The sequence below is a fragment of the Stenotrophomonas maltophilia group sp. Smal12 genome, from assembly GCF_037079935.1.
In the GTDB taxonomy this organism is placed as follows: Bacteria; Pseudomonadota; Gammaproteobacteria; order Xanthomonadales; family Xanthomonadaceae; genus Stenotrophomonas; species Stenotrophomonas sepilia.
In genome coordinates this window covers 1-9,726 of sequence record NZ_JBAWUK010000085.1, presented here as the reverse complement: position 1 = coordinate 9,726, position 9,726 = coordinate 1, and the positions used below count along the sequence as shown (strand labels likewise).

9 protein-coding genes are annotated in these 9,726 nt (G+C 67.1%); 4 read left to right on the top strand and 5 right to left on the bottom strand.

Going from position 1 to position 9,726, the window contains the following annotated elements; genetic code table 11:
• The first annotated feature begins 357 nt into the window (after positions 1-357).
• Positions 358-861, top strand: a complete 504-nt coding sequence (locus tag WDC87_RS21225; RefSeq protein ID WP_005415431.1) for a hypothetical protein — start codon at positions 358-360, stop codon at positions 859-861.
• 46 nt (positions 862-907) lie between these two features.
• The gene (locus WDC87_RS21220) at positions 908-1,963 is read left to right on the top strand and encodes a suppressor of fused domain protein (protein WP_072169147.1); all 1,056 of its coding nucleotides are present in this window, start codon (positions 908-910) and stop codon (positions 1,961-1,963) included.
• A gap of 75 nt (positions 1,964-2,038) precedes the next feature.
• On the opposite strand, the gene WDC87_RS21215 is transcribed toward WDC87_RS21220, so the two are convergent.
• The 5 genes from WDC87_RS21215 to WDC87_RS21195 form a co-directional block, all read right to left on the bottom strand.
• Positions 2,039-2,650 (bottom strand): glutathione S-transferase N-terminal domain-containing protein, encoded by a 612-nt coding sequence (locus WDC87_RS21215; RefSeq protein WP_252744884.1) that lies wholly within the window; start codon positions 2,648-2,650, stop codon positions 2,039-2,041.
• Positions 2,651-2,734: 84 nt separating this feature from the next.
• Positions 2,735-3,193 carry a cell wall hydrolase gene (locus WDC87_RS21210; protein WP_004154513.1) on the bottom strand — a complete coding sequence of 153 codons (459 nt, stop codon included), beginning with the start codon at positions 3,191-3,193 and terminating at the stop codon, positions 2,735-2,737.
• A 301-nt stretch (positions 3,194-3,494) separates the two neighbouring features.
• Positions 3,495-5,525, bottom strand: coding sequence for an NADPH-dependent 2,4-dienoyl-CoA reductase (locus WDC87_RS21205; RefSeq protein ID WP_072169149.1), 2,031 nt, complete (start codon positions 5,523-5,525; stop codon positions 3,495-3,497).
• A 134-nt stretch (positions 5,526-5,659) separates the two neighbouring features.
• Complete coding sequence (locus WDC87_RS21200) at positions 5,660-6,292, bottom strand: hypothetical protein (RefSeq protein WP_072169150.1); 633 nt, start codon at positions 6,290-6,292, stop codon at positions 5,660-5,662.
• Between the two features lie 193 nt (positions 6,293-6,485).
• Entirely contained in the window at positions 6,486-7,505 is a 1,020-nt protein-coding gene (locus tag WDC87_RS21195; RefSeq protein WP_072169151.1) for a zinc-binding alcohol dehydrogenase family protein, read from the bottom strand.
• A 357-nt stretch (positions 7,506-7,862) separates the two neighbouring features.
• On the opposite strand from WDC87_RS21195, the gene WDC87_RS21190 reads away from it, so the two are divergent.
• Together WDC87_RS21190 and WDC87_RS21185 are read left to right on the top strand one after the other, a co-directional pair.
• On the top strand, positions 7,863-8,954 hold the full coding sequence (locus WDC87_RS21190) for an OmpA family protein (protein WP_049416163.1): 1,092 nt from the start codon (positions 7,863-7,865) through the stop codon (positions 8,952-8,954).
• Positions 8,955-9,172: 218 nt separating this feature from the next.
• Positions 9,173-9,679: a hypothetical protein gene (locus WDC87_RS21185; protein WP_005408235.1), complete on the top strand. Its 507-nt coding sequence runs from the start codon at positions 9,173-9,175 to the stop codon at positions 9,677-9,679.
• The last annotated feature ends 47 nt before the right edge of the window (positions 9,680-9,726 follow it).

Genomic DNA, 9,726 nt, shown 5'->3' with positions numbered 1-9,726 from the left:
GGCCAGCCCAAAAACCGGTGCGGCAAACTTCGTGCGGCGGTATTTGAAGGGTTTGGCCTACCAGCCGGCCCGGGCCAACGTGACGAGGCTGAAGAACCCCTGGGGGTTGTTGTACTACGGCGGGGCGGTGGGCGTTTTATCGGTTACCCGCGGCCGCTGGCCGCCCCCCCCCGGTAAACCCGGAGGTGGCGGCCCGGCGGACGCCACTACCCGCGGCACTTGCGCTAAGCTCGGCCTGTCATCGACCTGCAACACGCGGTGCGCGCCGGGGAACGCGCGCGCCGCCCGGGGATGGCAATAAGGGGGGCGTGCCCGCACACGGCACGCTGGCATGGCGCATCAAGGGAGGGGGAGGCAATGGCATTGCTGCACGCCAAGACGGCTGCTGGCCGTCAGGAAATCGAAGACCGTGGCCGGCGCCTGCCGGCGGCACTGCGTTCAATCCTGCTGATGGTCGATGGCCATCGCGATGACACCGAACTGCGCGGCCTGTTCGATGGCCTGCGCGCACCTCCGGATGCACTGGAGCAGCTGGCCGCACAGGGACTGATCGAGGTGATCGGCGGGAGCGTAGAGGCCGCTCCGGCGCGTGGCATCAGCACCGGCCGCGAACAGGACCCGGCGCTGTACCAGCAGTTGTACGACGCGATGAGCGAGGCGGTGCGGCGCCATCTGGGGCTGAAGGGCTACTTCATGCAGTTGAAGATCGAACGCTGCACCGATGCGCTGGCGCTGGAACGCCTGTGCCCGGAACTGCTGGCGGCGGTGGGCAAGGCGCGCAGCCCGGCGCTGGCCCAGCGCTGGTGGCAGGAAACCCAGTCCGCCGTAGTAAACGCTGGCAAAGAGGTCGTGCAGGCCTGAGCCACCGCGTAAAGTGATCGGTTCACTTTCCCACAAGGAGTCCCGCGTGCAGGACGACCACGATGACACCGACACCCCCGGCTGGGACGCGATCAATGCGGCGCTGGCGCCGCTGTATGCCGGGCAGGAGCCGCGACACTACGGCACCGCGCTTCCCTACACGCTCGGCGGCCAGGATCCGCTGGATGGCATCAGCGTGTACTGGGCGGATGCGCCGGTTCCGCATTGGCACTACATCACCTACGGTTTCTCCGAGCTGTATGCCAAGGAGAGCAGTGATGCTGCCGCCAGCGGCTATGGTTTCGAGCTGACGTTCCGTCTTGCTGCCGAAGCCGCTGAGAACGCCGACAGCACGCCGCCGGTGTGGCCGATGAACCTGCTGCAGAACCTGGCGCGCTATGTGTTCGGCAGCGGCAACGTGTTCGAGGATGGCCACCATCTGAATGCGAACGGCCCGATCGCACTGGAGACCGACACGCGGTTGTGCCACTTGGCCTTCATTGCCGACCCGCAGTTGCCGGCACGCGACACCGCCAATGGCCACCTGCAGTTCCTGCAGCTGGTCGGGCTGACCGATGAGGAGATGGAGGCGGTCAAGCGCTGGTCGACACGTGGCGTGCTGCAGGCACTGCAGCCGGCAATGCCGCTGTGGGTCAGCGACCTGCATCGCGGCAACCTGCTGGAAGATCCGGCATTGGCCGAACGGGTGAGGGCCGGCAGCGAGCGCGAGGGCTCCAGCACCGGCATGCTGTTCGTCGAGACGTTGGACTGGCGGCAGGAGGCGGGCGTCACCACGCTGGTGCTCGGCGCGGGCCAGGTCGCCAGCGTGTGCGAACTGCTACCGCTGCGCCTGCGCCACGGAAAGTCGCTGGAACTGGTCGGTCGCGAGCGGCAATGGGCGTTCATTCCAGCCGGGCATGGCGACGTGGGCGAACTGTCGGCGGACAGCGCGCGCTGGGCGCTGAGCGAGGCGGGGCTGCGGGCCCTGGCCGGCGTGCGTGCCGAACGTGGCATCTACCCGTTGACGGAGGCGCTGCGCATCGACGTGGTGCCGACCTATCTGCGCGATGCCAAGGGCGAAGTGATCCGCCAGATCGGCTGATCACCCCGTTGGAGCCGAGGGGTCAGAGCCGCCTGCTGCGCAGACGGATCCGACCCCGCTTGGTAGCCGGTGGCGTCAGGCCAGGCCTTCGGCCTTCAGCGCGGCCTGCACGCCGGCATCGGCGTCCATGCGTGCCTTGTAGGCGGCCAGGTTGTCCAGGCCGGACAGATCAACCTTGGTACCGGCGGCCCAGCGCAGGGTGATGTAGAAGTACGGGTCGGCGAAGCTGCGGAAGCCGGCCAGCCAGGGCTTGTCGGCCAGCTGCCTGTCAGCGGTCTCGAACAGGCTACGCAGGCGCTTGTGCGCGGCGGCGCGGATCGCGTCGTACTGGCTCTCGTCGGCGATGAACTTGCCCGGCGCGAACAGCGGCGAGAAGGCCGGGTGCACGTCGGAATTGACGAAGGTCAGCCAGCGGGTGGCTTCGGCGCGCTGGCGCGGACTGCCGTCACCGCCAAGGCCGGCCTGCGGGAAGCGGTCGGCGATGTAGCCCATGATCGCGGCGTTCTGCAGCAGCACGAAGTCGCCGTCGACCAGTGCGGGAACGGCACCGGCCGGATTGATCTTGAGGAATTCCGGACCCTTCAGGGTGTCCTTGTTCAGCAGTTCAACCTCGAACGGCTGGCCGGTCCACTGCAGGGCGATGTGGTCGGCGGTGGAACAGGCACCGGGCTTGCTGTACAGCTTCATGGGAACTCCAGGTGATGCGGGCGGGAAACGCCCACTATCCCAGAGCCCGGCGGCGGCCGGCAACGCTGCCGCCAGCACGGATCGTTACGACTGCCGCGGCTTGAGGTTCTGCACCTTGTAGAAGGTGTGATCGCCGATGGTCGCCACCTGGTAGGCGTTGCGCCAGTTCGGGCTGGCGATGGACAGCGCGGCGAAGTGGCTGGCACCAGGGACGATCTCGCGGCGTTCGCCGGCCGGCAGCGCCCAGTTGCGCTCGGCGTCGAAGGCCACGTTCATCGCTTCGCTCCACGCCGCGTCATTGCCCAGCTGGGTGCCGGGGGAGACGATGGTCGGTGCGAACTGCTTGCGTGCGGTGACCACCTGGCACATCGAGTCGCCCCACAGGCCACTGTCGAGACGGCGCAGGGCGACCTCGGCAACAGCCTGCTGGCCGCGCAGGGTCTGGTCGCGGGCTTCCAGGTAGACGGTGGTGCTCAAACACAGTGAATCAGCGGCCGGCTGAGGCAACAACTGCGACAGCCAGAGAATCCAGGCCAGTTTCATATAACCAACTCCTTGCTCCGTATGGGCCGCACCCTCCGGTTCCGGCCGCGGGGCGGCAGGAGGCGGGGGACGGCTTGGCGTCATGGGGAGGCGGCCATCGGGGCCGCCCCGTGGGCAGCCCCAAAAGAAACGATCAGTACCGATCGTGGGGACTGCGCCGGCTCACCGGAAACTGGCTGGTGAGCGGAAAGATGGCGCAAGGTAGGGGGGCATAGCCGAACGCATCATGAACCGCTCGGCTTGACATTCAGGTTCAACCGGGGTGACGGAAATCACATTCCGTCCCCCATTCAGGCGCTCATCAGAGCGCGGCGGCGACCCGGCTGCCCTGGTCGATGGCGCGTTTCGCATCGAGTTCGGCGGCCACGTCGGCACCACCGATCAGCTGCGCGTTGATGCCGGCCGCCTGCAGTTCGGCCCGCAGCGTGCGGTTCGGTTCCTGCCCGGCGCAGATCACCACATGGTCGACCGGCAGCAGCTGTTCGCTGCCGTCCACGCGGATGCGCAGGCCCTCGTCGTCCACCCCCAGGTACTCGACGCCACCGAGCATGCGCACGCCCTTGGCCTTCAGCGTGGCGCGATGGATCCAGCCGGTGGTCTTGCCCAGCCGCGCGCCCGGCTTGCCTGGGCTGCGCTGCAGCAGCCACAAGCGCCGCGGTGACGGCTCGACCTCGGGCCGGCCCAGCGAGCCGCGTGCCTCGAAGCTGGCATCCACGCCCCATTCGGCCATCCAGCGCTGCGGATCCAGCGAGGGGGATTCACCGGCGTGGCTGAGGAATTCGCCGACATCGAAGCCGATGCCGCCGGCGCCGATGATCGCCGCATTGGCGCCCACTTCGACCCGTCCCAGCAGCACGTCCAGGTAGCTCACCACCTTGGCGTGATCGGCACCGGGGAAATCGACCTTGCGCGGGGTGATGCCGGTGGCCAGCACCACCTCGTCGAAGCCAGCCAGTTGGGAAGCGTCGACGCGGGTACCCAGGCGCAGCTGTACGCCGGTCTCCTGCAGCGCGTGGCGGAAGTAGCGCAGGGTCTCGTGGAACTCTTCCTTGCCGGGGATGCGCTTGGCCACGTTGAACTGGCCGCCGATCTCATCATTGGCATCGAACAGGGTGACCTGGTGGCCACGCTGGGCAGCGACAGTGGCGCAGGCCAGGCCGGCGGGGCCGGCACCGACCACCGCGACCTTCTTCGGCGTAGCCGTGGGACGATAGACCAGCTCGGTCTCGTGGGCGGCGCGCGGATTGACCAGGCAGCTGGCCAGCTTGTTCTCGAACACGTGGTCCAGGCAGGCCTGGTTGCAGGCGATGCAGGTGTTGATCGCCTCCGCGCGGCCGGCACGGGCCTTGTTCGGCCACTGCGGGTCGGCCAGCAGCGGGCGTGCCAGCGACACCATGTCGGCGCCGCCACCGGCCAGGATGCGTTCGGCAACGTCGGGCATGTTGATGCGGTTGGTCGCCACCAGCGGTACCTTCACATGCGGCTTGAGCTTGGCGGTGACGCCGGCAAAGGCCGCGCGCGGCACCGAGGTGGCGATGGTCGGAATGCGCGCTTCGTGCCAGCCGATGCCGGAATTGATGATCGTTGCGCCAGCCGCCTCGATCGCCTGCGCCTGCTGAACGATCTCGTCCCAGTCGCTGCCGTCGTCGACCAGATCCACCAGTGACAGGCGGTAGATGATGATGAAGTCCGGGCCGCAGGCCTCGCGGATGCGGCGCACGATCTCGACCGCGAAGCGCATGCGCTGGCGCGCGTCGCCGCCCCAGGCATCGGCGCGCTTGTTGGTGCGCGGGGCGATGAACTCGTTGATGAGGTAGCCCTCCGAGCCCATCACTTCCACGCCGTCGTAGCCGGCCTCGCGGGCCAGCTTGGCACTGCGAGCGTAGTCGGCGATATGGCGCTCTACGCCGCTGGCCGACAATGCGCGCGGGGTGAACGGGTTGATCGGTGCCTTCAGCTTCGTCGGTGCCACCGACAACGGGTGGTAGGCATAGCGGCCGGCATGCAGCAGCTGCAGGCAGATCTTCGCGCCGTGCTGGTGCGCGGCGGCGGTGAGCTGGCGGTGCGGCCGCACTTCCCAGGGCCAGGACAGCTTGCCACCGAATGGCTTCAGCCAACCGACCACATTGGGCGCGAAGCCGCCGGTGACGATCAGGCCGACGCCGCCCTCGGCGCGCTCGGCGAAGTAGGCCGCCAGCCGCGGGAAGTCGCGGGCGCGATCTTCCAGGCCGGTGTGCATCGAACCCATCAGGACGCGATTGCGCAGCTGGGTGAAGCCCAGGTCCAGCGGGGCGAACAGGTGGGGATAGGCGCTTTCGTTGGCTGGCGACATGGTCGATACGCTTGCGTACGGAAGCGCGAAGCGTGCCGCGAAACGGCGGCCGGGGCAAGGCCCGCTTCTTTGGAAGGGCTGGCCGCTGTCTGACGGTTTGGCAGTGCCGGCCGCTGGCCGGCATTCCGGTCAACTCAGGGCGATTGCGGTTGCCGGCCAGCGGCCGGCACAACCGGCGCGGGCCGACCGATCCCGAACCAGCCCAGCGTCATTCCGCACAGCGGCCCGATCAGCAGGGCGAAGGCGAGGGTGCCGAGGCCGACATTGCCGCCCAGGCACCAGCCCAGCAGCAGTACGCTGCCTTCGATCAGGCTGCGCACCTTCCAGATCGGCCAGCCGGTACGGGCATGCAGACCGGTCATCAGGCCATCGCGTGGCCCCGGGCCAAGGCGGGCACCGATGTACAGGCCGGTGGCCAGCGCCACCAGCAGCATGCCGCCACAGAACATCGCCAGCTGCCAGCCAAGGCCGACGGCCGGCGGCAGCAGCCACAGCCCGAACTGTGCGGAGGGGCCGATCAGCATCACGTTGAGCACGGTGCCGACGCCCGGCTTCTGCCGCAGCGGCCACCACAGCAGCAGCACCAATGCACCGATGGCATTGGTTGCCAGGCCGAATGACAGTGGCGTCTGCGCAGCGATGCCCTGCGACAGCACATCCCAGGGTGCCACGCCGATGGCGGCACGGATCATCAGCGAGGCGCCGAAGCCGTACAGGAACAGGCCGGTGATCAATTGCAGCAGGCGCAAGGGCAGGGTGGTGGGCATGGCGGTCCGGGGGGGGGGATCTGTTTCCACCGTATCGCTGTTTCTGCATCATCCATAGATACAGATGCCGGCCAATCCGCCGCTACAGGTAGCGTCGATCCTGCATGCGGGCGGTTGTGCAGGGCCGAGCCCGTGCTCTGCGGGTGGCGGCAGGCACAGCAGCCGAGCGTGGGCTCGGCTCTACATCACCGCGTCAGTCGTCCCAGCCGACCAGCGCCAGCTTGCCTACCGTGCGCCCGCTGGCCAGGCGCTGATGCGCGATGTCCAGGTTGGCCGCATTGATCGTGCCCAGCGTTTCCTTGAGCGTGCCACGCAGCTGGCCGGCATCGATCATGCTGGCCGCACGGCTGAGGATGCGGTGCTGTTCGATACAGTCGGCGGTGGCGAAGCGCGAACGCGCGAACATGAATTCCCAGTGGATGCCGATGCATTTGGCCTTGTAGGGATCGCCGATGCGCAGCGCACCCCGCGGCTCGACGATCAGGCCGACGTGGCCCTGCGGTGCCAGCAGCTGGCCCAGTTCATCCCAGTAGTGGTCGGTGTCGGCCAGATTGAGCGCGACCTGCACCGCATCGATGCCCAGCGCCCGCAACTGGGGCTGCAGTGGCTGCCGATGGTCGATCACATGCGTGGCCCCCATCTGCCGGCACCACTCGATTGAGGCCTCGCGCGAGGCGGTGGCGATCACCTCGAAACCGGCATGGCGTGCCAGCTGGATCGCCATCGAGCCGACGCCGCCGGCGCCGCCGATCACCAGCAGGTGCTGGCCCACGTGGCGGCGGCCATCGAGCTGCAGCGGCATGCGCTGGAACAGCAGTTCCCAGGCTGTGAGAGTGGTCAACGGCAGCGCCGCCGCTTCAGCGAAATCGAGCGTGGTCGGCTTGCGCGCGACCAGGCGCTCATCAACCCACTGGTACTGGGCGTTGCAGCCCGGCCGGGTAACGTCACCGGCGAAGTAGACCTCGTCACCGGAGGCGAACAGGCTGGCCTCGTCACCGATGGCTTCGACCACGCCGGCTGCGTCCCAGCCGAGCACCCGGGGAACCTCAAGAGTGGCCGGATCGGTGGCGGCCCGCTGCTTGCCATCGACGGGGTTGACCGAAACCGCTTCGATCCGCACCAGCAGATCGCGACCGCGAGGAGGCAGCGGCGGCGGCAGCAGGACATCACGCAGGGCGGGCGCGTATTCACGACTCAGGGCGACGGCTTTCATCACGGCTCCGGCTGGGTTCGTGATCCCATCATAAGGTTCCTCACGTTTCCTCAGACGCGCTGAACCGTGTGATGCAGCACGTTGCGCAATATGTCGCTTCTCGCGCCTAAACCCCGTCAAACCCTTGCAGCGTGTGGGTCTTGCGGATTTTCATCATCCTGTATAGGGTTTCAACGTCGGACCGGTGGACGGTCGGGCGCAACACTTCACATGTTACGGGACTGTTAACATGGCCTTCACCCGCCTGAGCATAATGTTCGCGGCGGTGGCGTGCTGAATCGGCTGTCGAACATCGACGCACTAGTGCTGGCCCATGCCTCTACCGGTTTCATACCCCCGAAATAGGAGCTGTACTCAATGAACAAGAAGATCCTTACTGCCGCGCTGCTGGGCGGCCTGGCTTTCGCCCAGGCAGCTTCGGCGCAGGAGTTCGATGACCGCTGGTACCTGACCGGTTCGGCCGGCTTCAACTTCCAGGACAGCGACCGTCTGACCAATGACGCTCCGTTCGTGACTCTGGGCCTGGGTAAGTTCATCAGCCCGAACTGGTCGCTGGACGGTGAGCTGAACTACCAGAACCCGAACTTCGACAGCAACCAGGACCTGAACTGGTCGCAGTACGGCGTCTCGCTGGACCTGCGTCGCCACTTCATCAAGGAAGGCCGCGGCTGGAACCCGTACATCGTCGGTGGCCTGGGCTACCAGAAGTCGGAAGAAGAGTACGCTGCGCTCGACAACAACGGCCCGCGCCAGCGTAAGGACGGCAATGTTGCCGCCAAGCTGGGCGTCGGCCTGCAGACCACCTTCGAGAAGCGTGTTGCTGTCCGCGCCGAAGTGGCCTACCGCGCTGACTTCGACGACCAGAGCATCGCCGCACGTGACGAGAGCTGGTTCGGCGACGTGCTGGCTTCGGTCGGCGTCGTGATCCCGCTGGGCCCGGCTCCGGTCGCGGCTGCTCCGGCTCCGGCTCCGGTTGCCCCGAGCTGCGCCGACCTGGACGACGACGGTGACGGCGTCAACAACTGCGACGACAAGTGCCCGAACTCGCAGCCGGGTCAGACCATCGGTCCGGACGGTTGCCCGGTTCCGGTCTCCATCGACCTGAAGGGCGTCAACTTCGACTTCGACAAGTCGAACCTGCGTCCGGACGCTGTGGCGATCCTGAGCGAAGCCACCGAGATCCTGAAGCGTTACCCGGATCTGCGCGTTGAAGTTGCCGGTCACACCGACTCGAAGGGTACCGACGCTTACAACCAGAAGCTGTCGGAGCGTCGTGCTACCGCCGTGTACAACTACCTGACCAAGAACGGCGTTGACGCCGGTCGCCTGGTCGGCCCGATCGGCTACGGCGAGAGCCGTCCGATTGCTCCGAACACCAACCCGGATGGTTCGGACAACCCGGAAGGTCGCGCCAAGAACCGTCGTACCGAGCTGAACGTCCAGAACTAAGTTCTGACGCTCTGCCCGTAGGACACAGCAGGACCCGGCTTCGGCCGGGTCTTGTTGTTTCTGCGGCCAGGAAGCTCGCCTGTGACCCGGCAAGGCGACCGTTCGTCGTCTTTTTGTCCGTAAAACCAATAAGTTGTCGTATTCATTGAAAGTGGCGCTTGAAAGCTGACACGGCATTGCTAAACTCGCCGCGTCACTTCCTTCCGTGGATGCCCCTCATGCTGCGCTCTGCATCGGCCGCCGTCCTGGCGCTGGCCCTGGTTCCCGCCGCCCACGCTGCGGTCGATTGCTCGGTCAACACCAGCGCCTCGCCGCTGCCGTTGCCGGCCACGACCATCGCGCCGGTGGCCGACGAGCTGTACATCCGTGGCAACCAGCTGGGCATGCCGGCCGGTGTGCTGAGCAGCAACTACGACCCGTCGCAGTCGCTGGACCAGGTGCTGCAGCGCCTGCGCATCGACGGCTGCCAGAACATCGCCAAGGCCATTCCGAGCGCACCGGCGGTGAAGCCGAACGATCCGGCGGCCTATAAGCCGCAGACCGAATTCGACAACACGCCCTGGCGCTTCGACATGAGCCAGAACGGCAAGCGCATGACCGCCGAAGAGTTCGACGCCTGGATGAAGGCGCGCGGTGTTCGCGTGGTCAAGGCGCGTCCGGCTCCGGCCGCCACTCCGGCCCCGGCCGAAGCACCGGCTGAGACCAAGCCGGTCGACAAGAAGTAAGCGCCGCGGGGAGCAGAGGCTTGCGCACGCGCCGCCCACCTGCCGCC